The organism is Rhodococcus sp. 06-418-5 (assembly GCF_002258285.1).
GTDB lineage: Bacteria > Actinomycetota > Actinomycetes > Mycobacteriales > Mycobacteriaceae > Rhodococcoides.
Genome location: NZ_NOYE01000012.1, coordinates 301224 through 322492, shown reverse-complemented (window position 1 = coordinate 322492; position 21269 = coordinate 301224). Strand labels below are relative to the sequence as shown.

20 protein-coding genes are annotated in these 21269 nt (G+C 66.2%); 9 read left to right on the top strand and 11 right to left on the bottom strand.

The window, feature by feature from the left end:
• The first annotated feature begins 9 nt into the window (after positions 1–9).
• Genes modA through CH274_RS07165 form a run of 3 tightly spaced genes read left to right on the top strand, consistent with a single transcriptional unit; the run spans position 10 to position 2710 of the window.
• Positions 10–792, top strand: coding sequence for a molybdate ABC transporter substrate-binding protein (gene modA, locus CH274_RS07175; protein WP_094657257.1), 783 nt, complete (start codon positions 10–12; stop codon positions 790–792).
• A complete protein-coding gene (locus CH274_RS07170; RefSeq protein WP_094657033.1) occupies positions 789–1619 on the top strand; it encodes an ABC transporter permease in 831 nt (276 codons plus the stop codon). The genes modA and CH274_RS07170 overlap by 4 nt, the downstream gene beginning before the upstream one ends.
• The gene (locus tag CH274_RS07165) at positions 1616–2710 is read left to right on the top strand and encodes a sulfate/molybdate ABC transporter ATP-binding protein (RefSeq protein WP_094657032.1); all 1095 of its coding nucleotides are present in this window, start codon (positions 1616–1618) and stop codon (positions 2708–2710) included. The genes CH274_RS07170 and CH274_RS07165 overlap by 4 nt, the downstream gene beginning before the upstream one ends.
• Positions 2711–2717: 7 nt before the next feature.
• Here CH274_RS07165 and CH274_RS07160 read toward each other — a convergent pair whose 3' ends face one another.
• The 8 genes from CH274_RS07160 to rimP form a co-directional block, all read right to left on the bottom strand.
• A complete protein-coding gene (locus CH274_RS07160; protein WP_094657031.1) occupies positions 2718–4046 on the bottom strand; it encodes an MATE family efflux transporter in 1329 nt (442 codons plus the stop codon).
• Complete coding sequence (locus CH274_RS07155) at positions 4043–5041, bottom strand: DHH family phosphoesterase (RefSeq protein ID WP_094648078.1); 999 nt, start codon at positions 5039–5041, stop codon at positions 4043–4045. Before CH274_RS07155 ends, CH274_RS07160 begins: the two co-directional genes overlap by 4 nt.
• Position 5042: 1 nt before the next feature.
• On the bottom strand, positions 5043–5507 hold the full coding sequence (rbfA, locus tag CH274_RS07150; protein WP_032398371.1) for a 30S ribosome-binding factor RbfA: 465 nt from the start codon (positions 5505–5507) through the stop codon (positions 5043–5045).
• 101 nt (positions 5508–5608) lie between these two features.
• Entirely contained in the window at positions 5609–5899 is a 291-nt protein-coding gene (locus CH274_RS07145; RefSeq protein ID WP_032397837.1) for a DUF503 domain-containing protein, read from the bottom strand.
• 154 nt (positions 5900–6053) lie between these two features.
• Positions 6054–8966: a translation initiation factor IF-2 gene (infB, locus tag CH274_RS07140; RefSeq protein ID WP_094648080.1), complete on the bottom strand. Its 2913-nt coding sequence runs from the start codon at positions 8964–8966 to the stop codon at positions 6054–6056.
• Between the two features lie 97 nt (positions 8967–9063).
• Positions 9064–9396: a YlxR family protein gene (locus tag CH274_RS07135; protein ID WP_052050467.1), complete on the bottom strand. Its 333-nt coding sequence runs from the start codon at positions 9394–9396 to the stop codon at positions 9064–9066.
• A 96-nt stretch (positions 9397–9492) separates the two neighbouring features.
• Positions 9493–10500 carry a transcription termination factor NusA gene (gene nusA / locus CH274_RS07130; protein WP_032397835.1) on the bottom strand — a complete coding sequence of 336 codons (1008 nt, stop codon included), beginning with the start codon at positions 10498–10500 and terminating at the stop codon, positions 9493–9495.
• Positions 10497–11072 carry a ribosome maturation factor RimP gene (gene rimP, locus CH274_RS07125; protein ID WP_094657256.1) on the bottom strand — a complete coding sequence of 192 codons (576 nt, stop codon included), beginning with the start codon at positions 11070–11072 and terminating at the stop codon, positions 10497–10499. The genes nusA and rimP overlap by 4 nt, the downstream gene beginning before the upstream one ends.
• 168 nt (positions 11073–11240) lie before the next feature.
• On the opposite strand from rimP, the gene CH274_RS07120 reads away from it, so the two are divergent.
• Together CH274_RS07120 and CH274_RS07115 are read left to right on the top strand one after the other, a co-directional pair.
• Positions 11241–11744, top strand: a complete 504-nt coding sequence (locus CH274_RS07120) for a hypothetical protein (RefSeq protein WP_094657030.1) — start codon at positions 11241–11243, stop codon at positions 11742–11744.
• Positions 11741–12181, top strand: coding sequence for a ferritin-like domain-containing protein (locus CH274_RS07115; protein WP_094657029.1), 441 nt, complete (start codon positions 11741–11743; stop codon positions 12179–12181). Before CH274_RS07120 ends, CH274_RS07115 begins: the two co-directional genes overlap by 4 nt.
• Here the strand turns inward: CH274_RS07115 and CH274_RS07110 are convergent.
• Positions 12144–13598 (bottom strand): MFS transporter, encoded by a 1455-nt coding sequence (locus tag CH274_RS07110; protein ID WP_094657028.1) that lies wholly within the window; start codon positions 13596–13598, stop codon positions 12144–12146. The genes CH274_RS07115 and CH274_RS07110 overlap by 38 nt on opposite strands.
• An 83-nt stretch (positions 13599–13681) precedes the next feature.
• Between CH274_RS07110 and CH274_RS07105 the strand changes: the two genes are divergently transcribed.
• On the top strand, positions 13682–14296 hold the full coding sequence (locus tag CH274_RS07105) for a TetR/AcrR family transcriptional regulator (RefSeq protein WP_373453910.1): 615 nt from the start codon (positions 13682–13684) through the stop codon (positions 14294–14296).
• 3 nt (positions 14297–14299) lie between these two features.
• Here the strand turns inward: CH274_RS07105 and CH274_RS07100 are convergent, their stop codons facing one another.
• Both CH274_RS07100 and CH274_RS07095 read right to left on the bottom strand, forming a co-directional pair.
• The gene (locus CH274_RS07100) at positions 14300–16024 is read right to left on the bottom strand and encodes an acyl-CoA dehydrogenase family protein (protein WP_032397831.1); all 1725 of its coding nucleotides are present in this window, start codon (positions 16022–16024) and stop codon (positions 14300–14302) included.
• A gap of 75 nt (positions 16025–16099) precedes the next feature.
• Positions 16100–17851 carry a proline--tRNA ligase gene (locus CH274_RS07095; protein ID WP_032397830.1) on the bottom strand — a complete coding sequence of 584 codons (1752 nt, stop codon included), beginning with the start codon at positions 17849–17851 and terminating at the stop codon, positions 16100–16102.
• A 69-nt stretch (positions 17852–17920) separates the two neighbouring features.
• Between CH274_RS07095 and yaaA the strand changes: the two genes are divergently transcribed.
• From yaaA to mgtE, 3 genes are read left to right on the top strand one after another with little or no spacing between them, the layout of a single operon-like run.
• Complete coding sequence (gene yaaA, locus CH274_RS07090; RefSeq protein ID WP_094657027.1) at positions 17921–18664, top strand: peroxide stress protein YaaA; 744 nt, start codon at positions 17921–17923, stop codon at positions 18662–18664.
• Complete coding sequence (locus CH274_RS07085; protein WP_094657026.1) at positions 18661–19872, top strand: DUF2786 domain-containing protein; 1212 nt, start codon at positions 18661–18663, stop codon at positions 19870–19872. The genes yaaA and CH274_RS07085 overlap by 4 nt, the downstream gene beginning before the upstream one ends.
• Before the next feature lie 42 nt (positions 19873–19914).
• Entirely contained in the window at positions 19915–21261 is a 1347-nt protein-coding gene (gene mgtE / locus CH274_RS07080) for a magnesium transporter (protein WP_094638050.1), read from the top strand.
• The last annotated feature ends 8 nt before the right edge of the window (positions 21262–21269 follow it).

Here is a 21269-nt window from a genome sequence, read left to right as displayed (position 1 = left end):
GTGAAGACAATGCGCCAGGTATCCGCCCTCGTGGTTGCAGCCACCCTGATGCTCGTCGGATGCAGCGCGCAGTCCGATTCGACAACGCCCGATGTGGCCTCGGACGCCCACGCAGTCGGAGGCGAGATCACGGTCTTCGCCGCAGCATCGCTTCGCGCGACGTTCACCGATCTCGGTACTCGCTTCGAGGCCGAACACCCCGGAACCTCGGTGGAGTTCAGTTTCGCGGGTTCGTCCGATCTGGCCGCACAGCTGATCTCCGGCGCGCCCGCCGACGTCTTCGCCTCCGCGGATACGAAGAACATGACCGCGACGGTCGACGAGAATCTGGTGGCCGGCAGTCCCGTCGACTTCGCGTCCAACACTCTGACCATCGTGACCGCCCCCGGAAACCCGGACCGCATAGCCTCGTTCGCCGATCTGGCGAACCCCGATGTTCTGACCGTGATCTGCGCGCCCCAGGTGCCCTGCGGTGCGGCGACGGCCGCGGTCGAGACCGCAACCGGCACGCTCGTCCCGGCCGTGAGCGAGGAATCCTCGGTCACCGACGTACTGGGCAAGGTCACCTCGGGGCAGGCCGATGCCGGACTGGTCTACGTCACCGACGCCGCCGGAGCAGGCGCAGCCGTGACCACGGTGCCCTTCGAGGAGTCGAGCGAGGCCGTCAACACCTACCCGATCGCGACACTGCGGGGTTCCGGCAACCCCGACACAGCGCGCGCATTCACCGAGTTCGTCACCGGACCCGTCGGCCGAGACGTGCTCGGTCGAGCCGGTTTCGCGGCGCCGTGACCGCCGGAGCCGTCGACGGCGGCCGACCATCGGCAGGACGCCGTCCGACCGTCGGGGTACCGCCGTGGATATTCGCACCGGCCGCCGTGGGCGCCCTGCTCGTCGTGTTGCCGTTGGCCGCGATGTTCACCCGAATCGACTGGTCGAATTTTCTCGGTCTCGTCACCTCCGAATCCGCCGTCGCAGCACTGGTTCTGAGCCTGAAGACAGCGACGGCCAGCACCGCAGTGTGCGTGCTTCTGGGCGTTCCGATGGCAATCGTGCTCTCGCGCAGCTCGATTCGAGGGCTGTCGATCCTTCGCTCTCTCGTCGTACTGCCCTTGGTTCTTCCCCCGGTGGTCGGCGGCATCGCGCTGCTCTACACCTTCGGACGCCAAGGCCTGTTGGGCGAGCACCTCGAAGCCTTCGGTATTCGAATAGCGTTCACCACCTCGGCCGTCGTGTTGGCGCAGGTGTTCGTGTCGCTCCCCTTCCTCGTCGTCGGCGTCGAGGGAGCCCTCCGTACGGCCGGCGACCGATACGACGTGGTGGCTGCCACCCTCGGTGCCACCCCCACGACCGTCCTACGGCGGGTCACCGTTCCACTGATTCTTCCCGGACTGATGTCCGGAACAGTCCTCGCCTTCGCCCGCGCACTCGGAGAATTCGGCGCGACGTTGACCTTCGCCGGTTCTCTCGAAGGTGTGACCAGGACGCTACCGCTGGAAATCTACCTGCAGCGCGAGAGCGACCCCGATGCCGCGGTGGCGCTGTCGCTGGTGCTGATTCTGGTCGCGGCACTCGTTGTCGTCACCGCACGCGGCACCCGATCGTCGGGAACGCTGTGAGTTCACTACACCTGAGGGCCACCCTCGGTATCCGCGGCATCGATCTCGAACTCGATGCCCGCGAGGGCGAGACGGTGGCTGTTCTGGGGCCGAACGGGGCGGGCAAATCGACACTGCTGCAACTCGTCTCGGGCGTGGTGGCACCCGACCACGGAATCGTCCGACTGGGCGAGGACGTGTTGACCGACACCGCCTCGAACACCGCCGTGCCGATTCATGCGCGAGGCGTTGCGACCCTCGCTCAGGAAGCTCTGCTGTTTCCTCACATGGACGCTCGCACGAACGTGGCCTTCGCACCACGCAGCGCCGGCGCGGACCGCGCCACCGCCCGGACCGTCGCCGATACCTGGCTCGACGCGGTCGGAGCCTCCCACCTGGCCGATCGCCGCCCTGCGCAGTTGTCCGGCGGCCAGGCCCAACGTATCGCCATCGCGCGCGCTCTCGCGGCCGATCCACACCTGCTGCTGCTCGACGAACCCCTGGCGGCACTGGATGTCGACACGGCACCGGGCATTCGGCGCGTGCTGCGCACGGTGTTGCGCGAGAGCGGTCGCACGGCCTTGATCGTGACCCACGACCTGCTCGACGTCGTTGCACTCGCAGATTCCGTCGCAGTCGTCGACGGCGGGCGCGTCGTCGAGAGAGGCTCGGTCACCGAGGTCCTCACTGCCCCTCGCAGCGAATTCGGTGCCCGCATCGCCGGGGTGAACCTGATCTCGGGACGAGCCGTCGACGCCGACGACTCGACGTCCCTGACCACCGCCTGGGGAGTGACGGTGCACGGCTCCGGACGGCACGCCACCGACACTCCACTGGTAGCGGTGTTCTCCCCCGCCGCTGTGTCGGTACACCCGACACCACCGCATGCAAGCCCCCGCAACGTGTTCGAGGTGCTGATCGAGGAGATGGAGGTGCAGGGCTCCGGCATTCGTGTTCGGTCACGTCCGCAACCCGACGGTTCCCCCGGCATGGCCGCCGACATCACCCCGGCTGCGGTATCGGATCTCGGGCTCGAGCCCGGCCGCAGCGTGTTCTTCGTCGTCAAGAGCCACGAGGTGGCGTTACACACCGCCTTGCCGTCGCAGCCCTGACCGACGGTCAGTGCCGTAGTTGGCGGTCGCTGCCGACGACCAACCACTTACCGGACAGCACCCGTCCCGCGACGGCGAGCATGCGTAGCCCGACGAAGACGCCGAGCCCGGTCCAGATCCCGACCAACCCCCAGTCGAACACCAGAGCCGACCAGATGAACGGTAGAAAGCCCACGACGGCGCACGCCATGGTCGCGTTCCGCAGAAACGCAGCATCGCCACTGCCGAGCAGCACTCCGTCCAGCGCGAACACCACGCCCGCAACCGGAATGATCGCCACGAAGATCCACCAGATCGCATGCATCTCGTCGATGACCGATGCGTCGGAGGTGAACAACTCCGGGACGAACGAGCGTCCGACCGCGAACACGCCTGCGAGGACGACCGCGAAGACCGTCGACCATGCGGTCAGCCGCCACGCGAGTGCGCGCGCGTCGTCGGTCCTGCTCGCGCCGAGGGCGGCACCCACCAGGGTCTGAGCGGCGATCGCCAAGGAATCGAGCATCAGGGACACCAGGTTCCACATGTGCAGGACCACCTGATTGGCGGCGACCGACGCCGCACCGAAGCGCGACGCGACCGCGGCGGCAGACAGGAAGCATGCCTGGAACGCCAGGCTGCGCACGATCAGGTCGCGTCCCAACACCAGCTGCGCGCGCATCACCGACCAGCGCGGGCGCAACTCGGTGCTCGCTCGCACGACTGCGAACACGAACAGCGCACCGGCGAGGCCCTGCCCGATCACGTTGGCCACGGCCGATCCCACCAGCTCCAGACGCGGGAATCCGAGCAGCCCGTGAACCAGCAGTGGGCACAGAACTGCCGACACACCGAAGCCGAACACGACGAAACGCAGTGGGGTCACCGTGTTCTGGACTCCGCGCATCCATCCGTTTCCGGCCAGAGACACCAGGATGAACGGCACACCCAGCAGAGCAACCCGTAGCCACGCGAGAGCCTCGGCGGCGATGTCGCCGCCTCCGGTGAGTACCGACACCACGGGCTCTGCCGCGAGTTGCATCACCGCGACGATGGCGATACCGATCGCGAAGGCCAACCAGGTTGCCTGCACACCCTCGCCGACAGCATCACGTTCGCGACCGGCACCGTGCATACGAGCCGCTCGCGCGGTCGTGCCGTAGGACAGAAAGGTCAGCTGGGTGCTGACCTGGGCCAGCACGAGCCCGCCGATCGCCAGGCCCGCGAGGGCCAAGGCACCCAGCCTGCCGATCACGGCGGCGTCGAACAACAGGTAGAGAGGTTCGGCGGCGAGGACGCCGAGGGAGGGCAGCGACAGGCCGAGAATCTTTCGAGCGGTGACCGGAGTGGAGCTCACGACGTGGACAAGGCTCCGCGCAGTGCTTCGATCACGTCGGACAATTCGCCGGTCGCGGTGTAGCCGGCTGCATTGCGGTGCCCGCCGCCGCCGAGTTCGCACGCCACTGCCGAGACGTCGACCTCGGTCTTCGAGCGCAGGGAAACCACCCAGATCGAGCCGAAGTCCTGTTGCTTGAGCACGGCGGCCACCTCGGCTTCGGAGGTGGTGCGCACGATGTCGATCACGCTCTCGATCTCCTCGGAGCGCAACCCGGCCGAATCCTCGCTGCGAATCACGGCGTACACCAGCCCGCGTCCGTCGACGGCATCGGGAATCAGCGAGGCCGAACCCAGGACCGAACCGAGCATCGGGAGCCACTCGAACGGATGGGTGTCGAGCAGTTTGCGGGCGATGTGGGCGCCGTCGATGCCCGTCGCCAGCAGTCGTTCGGCCAGCAGGTGCGACCCGGGACGAACCCACCGGAACGAACCGGTGTCGGTGACCAGGCCCGCGAACAGCAGGTGCGCCAGATCCGCGTCGATCTCCACACCCCACTGGTCCAACATCCGCGCGATCACAGCGGTGGTCGACTCCGCGGAGGCATCCACCACGTTGACCGTGCCGAATCGGGTGTTGCTGCGGTGATGATCGATCACGAGGCTCGCCGACGCGGAATCGAGCCGAGCGCCCAGCGAACCCAGCCGGCCCCGACTTCCGGCGTCGACGGTGACCACCAGGTCGACGGTGTCCGTGACCTTGTCGGCGTCGACGAGAAGGTGCCTTCCCGGCAGCTCGTCCATCGACTCGGGCAGAGACGACGGAGCTGCGAACGCCACCTGGACCCTCGCACCGCGACGTTCGAGTACCGAACCGAGCGCGAGCCCACTGCCGATCGTGTCGGCATCGGGCTGAACGTGACACAGCACGGTCACCGAGGATGCACGTTCGAGCATCTCGATCGCCCGGGTCAGATCCTCGTCGGTCTCCGACACCGACCCCGAACCATCGGCCATGTCAGTCGGCTTCGGCGGGCTCGACGTCTGCAGGCTCGCGCGGGGCTTTGTATGGGTCGGGGTCGCCTGCGGGCTTGGCGTTCGCACGGGCGCGGGCCAGTTCCTCGTCGGCCACTCGGGCGCGTTCGAGAAGGTCTTCCATGTGGCGTGCGGTGTCGGGCACCGTGTCGGTCACGAACGTCAACGTCGGCGTGTACCGCACACCCGTTCCTGCCCCGACCTTCGAGCGCAGGACGCCCTTGGCCTTCTCGAGTCCTGCTGCGGCAGCCTGCAGGTCGGGCGGAGTATCGAGGTCTTCACCCATGACGGTGTAGTACACCGTTGCGTCGTGCAGGTCGGCGGTCACCTTGGTATCGGTGATGGTCACGAACGCCAGCCGGGGATCCTTGATCTCGTGATCGATCGCCGTTGCAACGATGGCGGCGATTCGCTTGGACAACTTACGAGCCCTGGCCTGATCCACCACGACAATCACACTCCTCTTTCATGGCCGGACGCCGATTCTCGCGACGTACCGACGGTTGTGCACTTCACCTCTGCCGAACAGTGCTCGGCACAGGCACCGGATCAATCCTCGGGTCCGAAGATTCTCCGGCGTACCGCCAACAGTTCCAGATCGTTGCGTTCGGCGACATGCCGTTCGCACTCGTCCAGTTTGTCGTGCAGTAGATCTACATCGGTACCGGCTGCAGCGACCCCCAGCAGGGACCGCCGAATACGTTCTCGCTCACCGGTTTCGGCCGCCGACACTCCCAGCCGTTGCAGATCACCGAGGACCGGTTCGACCATCGACCTTTTCTCGGCGAGCGAACGCACGTCCCCCAACAACACGTCCAACTCCAAAGCACCCAGATACACGCTGACGTCCTTCGATCAGCTTCGACGACAAAGCCGGTGGTGGTACAGCTGTCGTACCACCACCGGCTCGAAAGTCGGAGCGCAGTGTCACTCCCCTGGCTTCACCACCGAGCCGACGCGACCGGATGCGGAGCCGAACGGCTCCGCATCGGTTCTAGTCGCGCGGCTTTTCACGGAGTTCGTACGCCTCGATGACATCGCCCACCTTGATGTCGGAGTACGTCACCGTCAAACCACACTCGTATCCCTCACGAACCTCCGTCGCGTCGTCCTTCTCGCGGCGGAGCGAGGAGATCGTGACGGTTTCCGCGACAACTGCACTGTCTCGGATGAGCCGCGCCTTTGCGTTGCGACGGATCGTACCGGAGGTGACGAGGCAACCGGCGATGTTTCCGACCTTGGAGGAACGGAACAGCGCGCGGATCTCGGCCTGCCCGAGGGCGACCTCCTCGTACACCGGCTTGAGCATGCCCTTGAGGGCCTTCTCGATCTCGTCGATGGCCTGGTAGATCACCGAGTAGTACCGGATGTCGACGCCTTCGCGGTTGGCCAGCTCGGTGGCCTTGCCCTCCGCTCGAACGTTGAAGCCGATGATGATCGCGTTGGATGCCGACGCCAGGTTGACGTTGGTCTCCGTGACGCCACCGACACCGCGGTCGATGACGCGCAGCTCCACCTCGTCGTCGATCTCGATACCGAGCAGCGCCTCTTCGAGTGCTTCCACGGTTCCCGAGTTGTCGCCCTTGAGGATCAAGTTCAGCTGCGAGGTCTCCTTCAGAGCTGCATCGAGATCGTCGAGGCTGATGCGCTTGCGGCTCTTGGCTGCCAACGCATTGCGCTTGCGCGCATTTCGACGGTCGGCGATCTGACGGGCGATCCGATCCTCGTCGACGACCAACAGGTTGTCGCCTGCACCGGGCACCGACGTGAAGCCGATGACCTGCACCGGACGGGACGGCATCGCTTCGGTGACGTCCTCGCCGTGCTCGTCGACCATTCGACGAACGCGTCCGTACGCGTCGCCTGCGACGATCGAGTCACCGACACGGAGCGTTCCGCGAGCGATGAGCACGGTCGCGACCGGGCCACGACCACGGTCGAGGTGCGCCTCGATGGCGACACCCTGCGCGTCCATGTCCGGGTTGGCGCGCAGATCGAGCGACGCGTCGGCCGTCAGCAGCACCGCTTCGAGGAGGGCATCGATGTTGGTGCCCTGCTTGGCGGAGATGTCGACGAACATCGTCTCGCCGCCGTATTCCTCGGCGACCAGACCGTATTCGGTGAGCTGCTGCCGGATCTTGTCCGGGTTCGCGCCTTCCTTGTCGATCTTGTTCACCGCGACCACGATCGGCACGTCGGCCGCCTGGGCGTGGTTGATGGCCTCCACCGTCTGCGGCATGACGCCGTCGTCGGCTGCGACCACGAGGATCGCGAGGTCCGTGGCCTTGGCACCACGGGCACGCATGGCCGTGAAGGCCTCGTGACCGGGGGTGTCGATGAACGTCACGAGACGCTCGTTGCCCTCGAGCTCGGTCAGCACCTGGTACGCACCGATGTGCTGCGTGATTCCGCCTGCCTCGCCTTCGCGCACCGTGGTGTTACGAATCGAGTCGAGCAGTCGCGTCTTACCGTGATCGACGTGGCCCATGACGGTGACGACCGGGGGACGCTGTTCCAGGTCTTCCTCGCCGCCGGCATCCTCGCCGTAGGTGAGGTCGAACGAGTCGAGCAGCTCACGATCCTCGTCCTCGGGGCTGACGACCTGAACGACGTAGTTCATCTCGCCGCCGAGAAGCTCCAGCGTCTCGTCGTTGACGGACTGCGTCGCGGTGACCATCTCGCCGAGGTTGAACAGGGCCTGCACGAGTGCGGCTGGGTTCGCGTCGATCTTGTCCGCGAAGTCCGACAGCGATGCGCCGCGGGCGAGACGGATGGTCTCACCGTTGCCGCGGGGCAGCCTGACGCCGCCGACTGCGGGAGCCTGCATGCTCTCGTACTCGGCGCGTTTCGCCCGCTTCGACTTGCGGCCACGACGAACTGCTCCGCCGGGACGACCGAATGCACCTGCTGCTGCGCCGCGCTGACCGGGGCGTCCACCGCCGCCGGGACGGCCGCGGAAACCACCTGCGGGAGCTCCGCCTGCGGGGGCACCACCGGGAGCACCGGGAGCGCCGCCGCCGCGGTAACCACCGCCACCACCGCCGCCGCCGGGACGTCCGCCCGGAGCGCCACCGGGACGACCGGGACGACCTGCTGCGGGACCGGGACGTGCCGAACGGGTCGGCATGGCACCGGGGTTGGGGCGAGGAGGCATCGAGCCCGGGCTCGGACGAGGTCCGGCCTGGCCCGGTGCGGGACGGGGCCCACCCTGGCCGGGAGCCGGACGAGTGCCACCGGACGGTGTTGCGGGACGGGGTCCACCCTGTCCGGGAGCCGGCCGTCCGCCACCGGGGCGCGGAGCACCGGGTGCGGGACGGGGAGCCGGTCGCTCCACGGGAGCCGAGGAGTACGGGTTGTTACCGACACGCGGAGCCTTGGGGCCGGGCTTGGGGCCGGGACCTGCTGGCTTGGGAGCTGCCGGGGCCGGGGCCGGTGCAGCGTCGCTGGTCGCAGCCGACGCGGCCGGAGCCTGCTCGACCGGAGCGGCGGGCGCTGCGGGCGAAGGGGTCGGTGCTGCCGGGGCCGGAGCCGGTGCGGCTGCCGGAGTTGCGGGCGCAGCGGGAGCTGCCTCCGCCGGAGCTTGCGCTGCGGGTGCTTCCGGCTCTGCCGGACGGGGTGCCGGCTTGGGGCCGGGACGGGGTCCGCCCGGTTTCGCTGCGCCCGGCTTCGCGGTGCTGCCTGCAGCGCGATCGGCCGCTGCGCGACCGTTCGGTGCAGCTGCGGCGGGTGCGGACGCGTCCGCACCGTCGGACGGGAAGGATTCACGAAGTCGACGTGCCACTGGGGCTTCGACTGTGGATGATGCGGACTTGACGAACTCGCCTTGCTCTTTGAGCCGTGCGAGTAGTTCCTTGCTGGTGACACCGAGTTCTTTTGCCAACTCGTGCACGCGGGCCTTGCCTGCCACTGCTCTCCTCACTGAGAGGCCGAGCGAGGCTTGGTGCCCGCACGACCTCGGGTTATCTCCGATGGACGTTCATCGTTGGTGCTTCACGGTGTGCTCATCAGTGCTGTTGCCTGTTCTTGTCGACGGGTGTTGCTCTTGTCGTGTTCTCGGCCTGCAGCTGCTCGTACTCGTCGAGCACGACTGTCACTGCGGACGAGTCCACATTTCCCGATATCCGAAACGCACGACCGAAGACTCGGCGTCGTTCCGCATTGTGCAGGCATTCTCGGCTGTAGTGCAACCACGCACCACGGCCGGACATCGAATGCCGGACGTCGGGGACGAGAGCGAATTCGTGCGAACCAGCTTCTCGAACCACGATCCTCAACAGATCGGCGGCCGGCAGTCGCTCCCTGCACCCGATGCATGTACGAATCGGCCGGCTTGTCACCACCGGATTCTCGCGTTCATGCCTCTGGGCCGAGAGGTCGTTACCGAACCATCGACCACTCTACCGCTGTATTGCCCCGAACTCCGCATTCCGGCCCTATGCGCTGGTCGTCTCGGGTGCCGCCGCATCGCTGCGGATGTCGATGCGCCAGCCGGTCAATCGAGCGGCCAGTCGAGCGTTCTGCCCTTCTTTGCCGATGGCCAGAGAAAGCTGGTACTCGGGAACCACGACCCGGGCCGCGCGAGCAACCGCGTCGACGACCGTCACAGAGACAACCTTCGACGGGGACAGTGCATTCCCGACGAACGTGGCCGGATCCTCGTCGAAATCGATGATGTCGATCTTCTCGCCGGCAAGTTCGCTCATCACGTTGCGCACGCGCTGCCCCATCGGCCCGATGCACGCGCCTTTGGCGTTGAGACCGGACACGGTGGAGGCAACGGCGATCTTCGAGCGGTGCCCCGACTCGCGGGCCACTGCGACGATGTCGACCGAACCGTCGGCGATCTCGGGCACCTCGAGGGCGAACAGCTTGCGCACCAGATTCGGATGGGTGCGCGACAACGTGATCTGCGGACCCCGATTACCTCGGGCGACCCCGACGACGTAGCACTTGATGCGTTCGCCGTGCTCGTAGCTTTCACCCGGCACCTGCTCGGCGGGCGGCAGGAGGCCGTCGGCTCCGTTGGCGTCACTGCCGATGCGGACGATGACGGTGCCCTTGGCGTTGGCGCGCGTGTCGCGCTGGATGACGCCGTTGACGATCTCGCCCTCGTGTGTGGCGTACTCACCGAACGACCGCTCGTGCTCGGCGTCGCGCAGGCGCTGCAGGATGACCTGACGCGCCGTGGTCGCCGCGATGCGTCCGAAGCCTTCCGGGGTGTCGTCCCACTCGGAGATCACATTGCCGTCGGCGTCGATTTCCTTGGCCATCACTCGAACGGAACCGGTCTTGCGATCGACGTCGATCCACGCGTTGGACTGGTGCCCCTCGGTGTGCCGGTAGGCCGTCAGCAACGCGGTCTGAATCGTCGAGATCACCATCTCGATCGGAATTCCCTTGTCCGCCTCGATGGCACGCAATGCGGCAATGTCGATATTCACTTGTCCGACCCTTCTTCCGGTGCTTCCACGTCCACGATCTCATCGGTGTTCGCGGGTGACGGCCGACCTCCGACCACACCACCCGCCAGGTCCATCTCTTCGGCACTCGGCCGCGAGAACTCCACCTGTACAACAGCTTTCACTACATCGGACAGTGCAACGGAGCGAGTCGCCAGCACACCCTTCTCCTTGGTCACCACGGTGACCGAATCACCGTCGAGCACGCCGACGCGACCGTCGAACTTGCCGTCGCCGAGCTCGATACGCACCTTGCGTCCGCGGGCCCGACGCCAATGCCGAGCCTCGGTCAGCGGGCGGTCGATTCCGGGGGTGGTGACTTCCAGCGTGTACGGGGCTTCCCCGAAATCGGTCACGACATCGAAGGCGTCCGAGATCTCGCGGCTCAGTTCCGGGAGCGCGTCGAGGTCGATTCCCTCTTCGCGATCGACCATGATCCGCACTGCACTGTGTTTTCCTGCGGCGACGACGTTCACGTCTTCGAGGTCGTAACCCCGTTCCCGAACGAGGTCGGCGAGCAGTTCGACAACCCTTTCCTTGGACGGAACAGGCATGTCGCGAACTCCTCGTGTGTAGTTGTGGGCGATCCGGCGTGCGGCAGCCGGACTGCGTTTGGTGAACCAACAGCCTACCGCCCCGCAGGCACTGCTCGTGACCACGATCGGTCGACGCGACACACGGGCACGGCGCGTGCCGGCGCGGCGGTCTGGCACGATATCGGAGTGCCAACGCCGACCGTCCCCTTCGCGCTCAGTCGCCGCGGGTTGTTCCGACTCGCCGGTGCCGCCGTACTGTCGGCGACCACCGTTTCCACGATGGCGGCCTGCGGCAGAGAAGAGATCTCCGGCCCTGCCCTCGATACCCTGACCGCGCAGTTGCGCGCAGCCCGAGCCGATGCCGCCGATGCGGCCGCGGCCGCGGCCGTGATCGCCGACTACGCGGCCGCACTCGGAATCGTTGCGGCGCAGCGGACCGAACACGCCGATGCGCTCGACACCGAGATCGCCCGCGCCACCGGCACCTCGACCGACACGTCGTCGGTCACGGCTCCCACCACACCGGCTCCCACGACGCCGCCGCCCGACCTGGCCGCCGTACGGGAGATGTTGACTGCGTCCGCTCGCAGCGCAGCGGATGCGGCTCGCAACGAAAGTGGTTACCGGGCAGGGCTTCTCGGATCGATCAGCGCCTCGTGCACCGTCTCGGCCCTGGTGGTTCTGGCATGAGCGATCTCGGTCCGGAACAGCAAGGCCTGGTCGATGCCCTGCACGCGGAGTACGCGGCGGTGTTCGCCTACGGCGTCGTCGCGGCGTTCTCCAACCCGACGCGCGCCGAGCTGGTGGCGTCGAACACTGCCGCTCACCGCGCGCGCCGAGACGCGACCATCGATGCGCTCCAGGCGGCGAGCGTCACTGTGCCACTGCCCGATCCGGCGTACGCGTCCCCGTTCCCGGTGACCGACGCGATCTCGGCTGCGCAGTTGGCCGCGCAGGCGGAGATCGATACGAGCATCGCGTGGCGTTCGTCCATCGAACGCAGCCAGTCGGGAGCGACCCGCGACATGGCAGTGCAGGCACTGACCGACGCCGCGGTTCGCCTCGCGACGTGGCAGCAGATTCTGGGCGTCAGTCCGTCGTCGACGGCATTTCCCGGCCAACCGTGATCGCGCCTGCCGGTCCGGCGGAACGTCCCGGCATGAACAGCGCCGCCACGAGTCCGATCGCCACTGCCCCTGCACCGACCAGCAGTGCCGGTGCCAGGGCGTCGGTGTAACCGGTGGGCGTCAGTGATCCACCCGCTCCGATGAACACCGCAGTCAGCACCGCGATGCCGAGCGCGATACCCACCTCCCGCACGGTGGAGTTCGCGCTGCTCGCGGTGGCGTGATCGTCATCCTTCATATCGCGCAGCACCGCCGTGGCGGACGGAGCGAACGTCAGTCCCATGCCCACTCCGGCCATCAGCAACGCCGGGACCATCGCCGGGTACTCGGTATCGGGTCCCAGAATCAGCGCCATCCACACGAGCGAGACCGACTGCAGCGCCAGGCCGCCGACCAGTAGTCCGCGCAGGCCGACGCGCCCGGCGAGCAGACCGGCGATCGGTGCGACCACCATCGGTGCGGCAGTCCACGGCAGGGTGCGTAGTCCGGCCTGGAACGGCGTGTAGTTCATGACGATCTGCAGGTACTGCGCGAGGAGGAACACCGCGCCGAACATGCCGAGCGAGAACATGATTCCGATGATGTTGGCGATGGTGAAGCTGCGCGAACGGAACAGGGCAAGGGGCAGCACCGAGTATCGGGTGCGCGAGGCACGCAGGACGAAGGCCACGAGCAGTACCGCCGAGCCGATGAAGCCGGCGAGCACCGTCGCCGACGCCCACCCGTCGTCGTTGCCGTGCACCACCGCCCAGATCAGGAGGAAGACTCCGCCGCCCGAGAGGAGCACGCCGAGCAGATCCAGCGGTTGGCTACGCCCTGCGGTTTCCTTCAGCGCGATGTACGCCAGCGGTAGTGCGACGAGTGCCACCGGTACGTTGATCCAGAAGATCGCCTGCCATGAGATCCCGTCGACGACGGCTCCGCCGACCACCGGCCCCAGTGCGACACCGAGGCCGGAGACTCCTCCCCAGATACCGATTGCCATCGCACGCTTGCCCACCGGCACGACCGCGGCGAGCAGGGCCAGGGACAAGGGCATGATCGCGGCAGCACCGATTCCTTGTACTGCGCGTGCCGCGATGAGCATCGCTGGAGTCGTGGCGAGCGCGCTGGCAACGGAGGCGGCGGTGAAGACGGCGATTCCGCCGAGGAACACCGCCCGTCTGCCCCATCGGTCACCGAGCGTCGCCGCTGTGAGCATGAACGTCGCGAAGCTGAGGGTGTACGCGTTGAGGAACCACTGCAGTTGTCCGACAGAGGCGTTCAGGTCCTGCTGGATGACCGGGAGTGCACTGGTCATCACGAGATTGTCGAGCGTTGCCATGAACATCGGCAGGGATGCTGCGACGATGCCGAGCCACACCGGAACGTTCCGAGTGGCCGGTTGCACTGCAGGCGGAGAGGTTGTGGCGGTCATGGTGGACGTCCCGTCTCGGAGCTTGTAAGCATCGAATGATTACTTAATCCAGACCGTAAGTTATCGACTGATAACCTGTCAACATGTCCGACGCCTCGATCGCCAAGCCCAGAGCCACCCGGATGGACGTGGCCGACCGCCGCGAACTCGTCCTCGACGCCGCGACACAGGCGTTCGCACGCGGGGGTTACGCCGGAACGAGTACCGACGCAGTGGCGAAACTGGCCGGCGTATCGCAGCCGTACGTGGTCCGTATGTTCGGAACCAAGGTCGAATTGTTCCGGCTCGTGTTCCAACGCTCCATCGACGGCATCATGACGGCGTTCGACCGAGTTCTGGCTTCGGGCCCCCTCGACCCGACCGACGACCGGACCTGGGCCGACCTCGGGGGTGCCTACGCCGACCTGGTGGCCGATCGTGACCTGTTGATGGTCATGATGCACGGGTTCGGCGCAGGGGCGGTACCCGAGATCGGCCGGCAGGCCCGAGAAGGAATGGGCGCGATCTACAGCCAGATCCGCAACGGAACGGGCTGTTCGGAAGATCAGGCACGCGCGTTCATCGCGCACGGAATGCTGCTCAACGTCCTGATGTCGATGCAGGCACCGGAGCATCCCGAGGACAGCGCCGGACTGCACGAGATGACGATGTGCGCGTTCGGGACGAAGCTCGTTCCGACCGATCCCGGAGCGCTGTGACGATCAGGGACGCATCTCGTACCGACCGTCGTACGAGACGACCTCGTTCCAGACCGTCTCGAAACGGCCTTCGTCGACCACCGGCTTGCGAATCGCATCCAGAGCCCACTGTTGTTGTGCAGCAGTCGACGACGGCTTCCCGTACAGCGCGACGGCGTAACCGGAGAAGTCCCTGATCTGGAAATCGAAGATCTGGTCCATCATCTCGGTCGAGATCTCGTCGGCCTGCTCGAGCAGAAGGTGACCGTAGACGACGAGCGAGAACAGGTGGCCGACCACGAGCAGGAAGTCGAGGTCCTTCTGCTGCGCTTCGTCGGGCGCGCACTCGGCGAGAAACGCCCTGAACGCCTGCGCCTGCTCGTAGAACCGTCCGACATTGGGGATACCGGAGTGCTTCCGGTACACCGGATTCCAGTCGTGGAACCGCACCGAACTCGCACCCCTTGCCGGGCCCTGAGCGAAGAAGAAGCTGTCGTCCACCGGCTCGGTCCGAGTGCCGACATCGGGGTAGTCGGTGGGCGAGAACATGTAGGCAGGCATGAACTTGAGCATCAGGGCGACGTTGACGTGCACGGTGCCCTCGAGTTTGGGAAGTGTTCCGATCAACTGGGCTGCCTCACGGAAGTAGGTGTTCTTCTCGTACCCCTTGGCCGCGATGACGTCGTGCAACAGACGGACGACCGTTTCGCCCTCCGAGGTGACCTTGGCCTTGGTCATCGGATTGAACAGGAGGTAGCGCCGATCCTCGGCTCCCGCGCCGCGGAAGTAGTCCAGCGCCCGAGCACTGAACAGCTTCATGGCGATCAGACGCGAGTAGCCGTCGACGAATGCGCTGCGCACGTGCGGGAAGTCGGTGACGCGATTGCCGTACAGAATTCGGTTGTTCGCGTGCGTGATCGCCTCGTAGAACGCGTGCTCGCAGATGCCGATGGAGCCGGTGCAGAGGTTGAATTTGCCGACGTTGACCGTGTTCAGCGCGGCCGAGAACGCATCGGAACCGGTGTGCAGGATGTCCTGCTGCCGGACGGGGTAGTTCTCGAGCGCGAACGTGCTGACGTACATCTGCCCGTGGACGACGCTCTCGCGAAGCCGGTAGGCCGGATGCGAGCTGTCGGCCACGAAGAACACGTACGAATCGGGTCCGTCCACGTCGGTGCGTCGGCCGAACACCGAGACCATGCCCGCAACGTTGCCGTTTCCGATGTAGTACTTCTCCCCCGACGCGGTGAACTCGAGCTCGGAATCCTCGGACGCGGGCGTCAACAGCATGTCCGTGGAGTAGACATCGGCTCCGTGTGCGCGCTCGGAGAGTCCGAACGCCATCACACCGCCGCGGTCCAGCTCGCGTGCGGCGCGGCGTTTGGCGTCGTCGTTGGCACTCATCCAGATGGGGCCCAGACCCAGCACGGTGACCTGCCAGGTGTACCAGTAGGCCAGTCCGTAGAACCCGAGAACCTCGCTCAGGGCAGCGTTGCGTGCAGCGTCCCACCGCGTGTTCGGCGATCCCTCCGCGTACGCGGCGGGCGTGGAGAAGGTCGCGAACAGCTTCTTCTCGGCGACGAATTCGAGAAAGTCGGCCGGCCAGACGCTGTCCAGATCGTCGGCCAGGAGTCTGCCCTTGCCGCGACTTTCGAACCACTCGATCAGTGCGCGCAGTTGTCGGCGAGATTCCTCGTCCAGTTCGGCCGGATCGAACGTTGTCGGATCGAACAGCGCATACTGAGCCACGGTGTGACCTCTCCTAGTCGGTGACCCGAAGCTACCAGCGGGTAACCGACCGCGCAGAAAGATCGCGAGACTGTCCTACGGCGTGCGCCGCACGGCCTCGACGATCCCCTCGACCGCCGAGTCGATGTCGAGTTCGCGACTCTCACCGGTGAAGCGATCACGGATCTCGACCTTGCCGTCGGCCCAACCGCGGCCGAGAACGACCACCAGCGGAACACCGATCAGTTCCGAGTCCTTGAACTTCACTCCGGGCGAGGCCTTGCGATCGTCGAACAGCACCTCGATGCCCTGGGAATCGAGTTGTGTCGCAATGGATTCCGCACCCGCTCGCGCAGCGTCGTCCTTGTTCGCGATCACCAGGTGGACATCGGCAGGTGCAACCTCCGACGGCCACCGCAGACCCTTGTCGTCGTGCATCTGCTCGGCGATCACGGCGACCAGACGCGAGACGCCGACGCCGTAGGAACCCTGAGTCAGGCGAACCGGCTTGCCGGTCTCACCGAGGACGTCGACAGAGAACGCATCGGTGTACTTGTAGCCGAGCTGGAAGATGTGTCCGATCTCGATTCCGCGAGCACTGACGAGCGGTCCACGACCGTCGGGAGACATGTCGCCGTCACGCACCTCGGCTGCTTCGATGGTGCCGTCGGGAACGAAATCGCGACCGGCGACAAGGTTCACCACGTGCTTGCCCTTGACGTCCGCGCCGGTGATCCACGACGTGCCGTCGACCACCCGGGGATCGACGAGGTACCGAACTCCGTTGGCCTGCAAGGCACGAGGCCCGATGTACCCCTTGACGAGGAACGGATTGGCCGCGAAGTCCGCGTCGGTGAGCAGAGCGAATTCGGCAGGCTCGAGTGACGCTTCGAGGCGCTTCTCGTCCACCTCGCGGTCACCGGGCAGGCCGATGGCGAGCAGTTCCCACTCCCCTTCGGCACCCCGCACCTTGAGCAGGATGTTCTTGAGTGTGTCCGCGCCGGTGACGGTGCGTCCGAGATCTGCGGAGTTGGCCCACTCCACCAGGGTCGCGATGGTGGGGGTGTCACCGGTCTCGTGATCGACGGCAGCGGGCTGCCCTTCGATCGGCAGCGGCGCAGGTGCCGGCGTGGTGACGGCCTCGACATTGGCCGCGTATCCCGACTCGATGCAGCGCACGTAGGTGTCCTCACCGATGTCGCTCTCGGCCAGGAATTCCTCGGAGGCGCTGCCTCCCATGGCACCGGACGTCGCGGCGACGATGACGTAGCTGACCCCGAGGCGGGCGAAGATGCGCTGGTACGCCTCACGGTGGGCGGCGTAGGACTTCTTCAGTCCGTCCTCGTCCATGTCGAAGGAGTACGAGTCCTTCATCACGAACTCGCGGCCACGCAGAATGCCGGCGCGGGGACGCTCTTCGTCGCGGTACTTGGTCTGAATCTGGTAGAGCGTGACCGGCAGGTCCTTGTACGAGTTGTACTCGGCCTTGACCGTCAGCGCGAACAGTTCCTCGTGCGTGGGACCGAGCAGCATGTCGTTGCCCTTGCGATCCTGCAACCGGAACAGGGCGTCGCCGTATTCGGTCCACCGATTGGTGGTCTCGTACGGCTCGCGCGGCAGCAGTGCGGGCAGGGATATCTCCTGCGCACCGATGGCGTTCATCTCCTCGCGCACGACACGCTCGACCTGCCGAAGCACCCGCAGACCCAGCGGCAACCAGGAGTAGACGCCCGGCGCGATACGGCGGACGTAACCGGCGCGGACCAACAACTTGTGACTGTCGACCTCGGCGTCGGCCGGGTCGTCGCGAAGGGTACGAAGGAACAACTGCGAAAGACGGGTGATCACAGGTTGTCAGACTAGTCGCTCACGCAGTGCCTGTGAGCAGGCGGCCGTGCAGTGAGTAGCCTCGAGCCCGTGCTGATTCTGCTGCCTCCCTCCGAGACGAAGTCCGACGGCGGTTCCGGAGCACCCCTGGATCTGGACCGACTGTCGTTGCCCTCGCTGACGCCGCTTCGTCGAAAGCTCGCCGACGCGCTGGTGGAACTGTCCAGCGACGTCGACGCATCGATCACGGCGCTCGGCCTCGGCCCCACTCAGGTCGACGAGATCGAACGCAACGCCCGGTTGTGGACCTCACCCACCACACCTGCGCTGCAGCGGTACACCGGCGTGCTCTACGACGCCCTCGACGCGGCGTCGTTCACCCGTGCCGGTCGGGCCAGAGCGAACGCGAGGCTGTGGATCGGCTCGGCACTGTTCGGGGCCGTCCGTGCCTCCGATCCGATTCCGTCCTACCGTCTCTCCGGTGGCTCGACCGTTCCGAATTTCGGGACGCTGCGATCACATTGGAAGCCCGAACTCTCCGATGCCATCGACGCCGAGGACGAGGGGATCGTCGTCGACCTGCGATCGGGCACCTATCAGCAACTCGGTCCCGTCCCGGGCGCGATCACCGCAACGGTGCTCACCGAGAAGCCCGACGGCAGCCTATCGGTGGTGAGCCACTTCAACAAGCATCACAAGGGTCTGCTGGCACGCGCATTGACCCTGACCACCGCCGAGCCGAAGGACGTGAAAGCTGTTGCGCGCGTTGCGTCCAAGGCCGGCCTTCGGGTCGAAGTGGCGTCGAGCACCGAATTGATCGTGCTCACCGAATGAACGACATTCCGGGACTGCTCCGCCTCGGTGCCGACGCATCGGTCGGCAAGACCAGGAGCCAGCGCGTCGCCGACGACGTCGCGGATCGGCTGGTGTCGATGGACGCGACCGAACTCGGCTCTCGGGCGCTGACGAACATGATCGAGGCGATGTACGAAAACGGCTGGCAGCCCATGGATCTGGTGCATGTCGTGCGGCGTCAGCACACGGTGGCCGTGGCCGATCTCGCTGCCGCGGTGCTGCTGCATCAGGCCGACCTCACCGACGCCGATGCACGGGCCCCGCAGGACTGGGTGGATCAGATGTCCACGATCTGTGAGCAGTTCCCCAAGGTTGCGGCGCGGGTGGAGGCCACGCCCGATTTCCTGACCGCGTACCTGGCCTCCTCGGGTAAGTCCGATTACATCGCAGCCAGTGATCAGTGGCTCGACGTGCTCACCCTGCTCGGCCGATGGCAGACGCTGCCCCGGTGGCCTCAACTCGGCCCCAAGCCGTCCCAGTGGCCGCGCACTCGTCCCACGGTGACCGGTGTCGCCGGTACCGACTCACCGAACACCAAGATGCTGAGCAAGATTCGCGGACTGCTGGCCAAGGCCGACGCCACGGATTTCGAGGAGGAGGCCGAGACACTGACGGCCAAGGCACAGGAGTTGATGACGCGCTACTCCATCGACACCATGCTGCTCTCTCAGGGCCACATCGACATTCACGGCCGACGGGTACATGTCGACGGCCCCCATGCGCCCGCCAAGGCGCAACTGCTGCACGTCGTCGCAACCGCCAACCGCGTCAAGGCGATCTGGGATCCGGAGTTCGCCGTCGCAACCCTGGTCGGGGCTCCGGTGGACGTGGAACAGACCGAGTTGCTGTTCACCTCGCTGCTGGTTCAGGCAACGCGCGCCCTCGGGCATTCACCGCAGGCGAAGAAGCGCAAGAAAGCCGGATCGGCGGCGTTCGGCAAGGCGTTTCTGTACGCCTATGCCGTCCGCATCGGAGACCGCCTCACCGATGCCGACGCTCTCGCACTCGAAGAGGCCAGTCACGAATCAGGTGATCTGCTACCGATTCTCGCCGCGCAGACCGTCGCCGTCGAAGCCGAGTTCGATCGACTGTTCCCGACGGCGAAGCCGATGCGCGGCCCCCGCCTGGACGCCGAGGGCTGGGATTCGGGGCAGGCTGCGGCGGATCGAGCGGACCTCTCGCGCTGAGGTGTTCGAGTCCACCGCTCGTACGCAAGGCAAAATGGTTCCGTGCCCGAAACTCTCGACGACATCATGACCCGTACGTCCGATCTGCTGACCGACCGCGACATGGCCGCCCTGTCCACTCTGATGGCCGAGCTGTCGACCACCGATGCGGTGCGCATGCTCGAGCGGGTCGACTCGTCTCGACGAGCGGTGTTGTTTCGTCTGCTGCCGAAGGACGAAGCGGTCACGGTCTTCGAGCGGTTCGACGCCACCGTTCGCGGCGAGTTGTTCGAGAGTCTTCGCAGTGACGATGTGATCGCTCTGTTCGAGGATCTCGACCCCGACGACCGTGTCGAACTGCTCGACGAACTCCCCTCCAACGTGGCACATCGACTGTTGGTTGGCCTGTCCCCCGACGAGCGCGCGCTCACCGCCCCCATGCTGGGGTACGAGCGCGGGTCGGTCGGTCGCCGCATGAGCCCGGAGTTCGTTCGGCTGCGCAGTGCCGCGACCACTGCCGACGCACTCGATGCCGTGCGACGCACCGGCTCGGACGCCGAGTCGGTGTACCTGTTACCGATCACCGACGATCACCGAACTCTGCTGGGGGTGGTGACCCTCGCCGATCTGGCGACTGCGGCACCGACCACTCCCGTCGGCAAGCTGTACTCGGATCATCCGGTGGTCAAGGCCGATTCGTCGGCGGAGGAAGCCGCCCGACTGTGCTTCGAGCACCGCAGTCCTGCAGTGGTCGTGGTCGATTCCGAGCAACGGCTGATCGGCATTCTCACTCTCGAGCAGTCGTCACGAATCCTGGAAGAAGCCGAGGACGAGGACGCTGCCCGCGCCGGCGGCTCGGAGCCGCTGCGCAGGCCCTATCTGTCGACGCCTGTGCTGTCCATCGTTCGCTCCCGCGTGGTGTGGTTGCTGGTGCTGGCCCTGTCGGCGATCCTCACGGTGCAGGTGCTCGAGATCTTCGAGCACGCGCTCGCCGCCGTCGTCACTCTCGCGCTGTTCATTCCGCTGCTGACCGGAACCGGAGGCAACACCGGCTCGCAGGCCGCGACCACCGTCACGCGGGCACTCGCGCTCGGTGACGTGCGACCGCGAGACATAGCCGCGGTGCTGTTTCGCGAGATTCGGGTCGGAGCGACGATGGGTGCGATGCTCGGCACCCTCGGATTCGTGATCGCAGGACTCGTCTACGACTGGCACCTCGGGCTCGTCATCGGTACGACGCTGTTGTCGATCTGCACACTCGCAGCCACTGTCGGCGGAGCGATGCCGCTGATCGCCAGGAAGATCGGTGTCGACCCGGCGGTCTTCTCGACGCCCTTCATCTCCACCTTCTGCGACGCGACGGGATTGATCGTCTACTTCCTCATCGCCAAGGCCGTCCTCGGCGTGTGATCGGCGCT

Bases quoted from the DNA above. Each gene is read 5' to 3' on its own strand.
- CH274_RS07105 (WP_373453910.1), top strand. From the start codon at position 13,682: ATGTCCGACGCCTCGATCGCCAAGCCCAGAGCCACCCGGATGGACGTG.
- modA (WP_094657257.1), top strand. From the start codon at position 10: ATGCGCCAGGTATCCGCCCTCGTGGTTGCAGCCACCCTGATGCTCGTC.
- CH274_RS07155 (WP_094648078.1), bottom strand. From the start codon at position 5,041: ATGGCCGATGGTTCGGGGTCGGTGTCGGAGACCGACGAGGATCTGACC.
- CH274_RS07110 (WP_094657028.1), bottom strand. From the start codon at position 13,598: ATGACCGCCACAACCTCTCCGCCTGCAGTGCAACCGGCCACTCGGAAC.
- CH274_RS07115 (WP_094657029.1), top strand. From the start codon at position 11,741: ATGAGCGATCTCGGTCCGGAACAGCAAGGCCTGGTCGATGCCCTGCAC.
- rimP (WP_094657256.1), bottom strand. From the start codon at position 11,072: ATGCCTGTTCCGTCCAAGGAAAGGGTTGTCGAACTGCTCGCCGACCTC.
- CH274_RS07085 (WP_094657026.1), top strand. From the start codon at position 18,661: ATGAACGACATTCCGGGACTGCTCCGCCTCGGTGCCGACGCATCGGTC.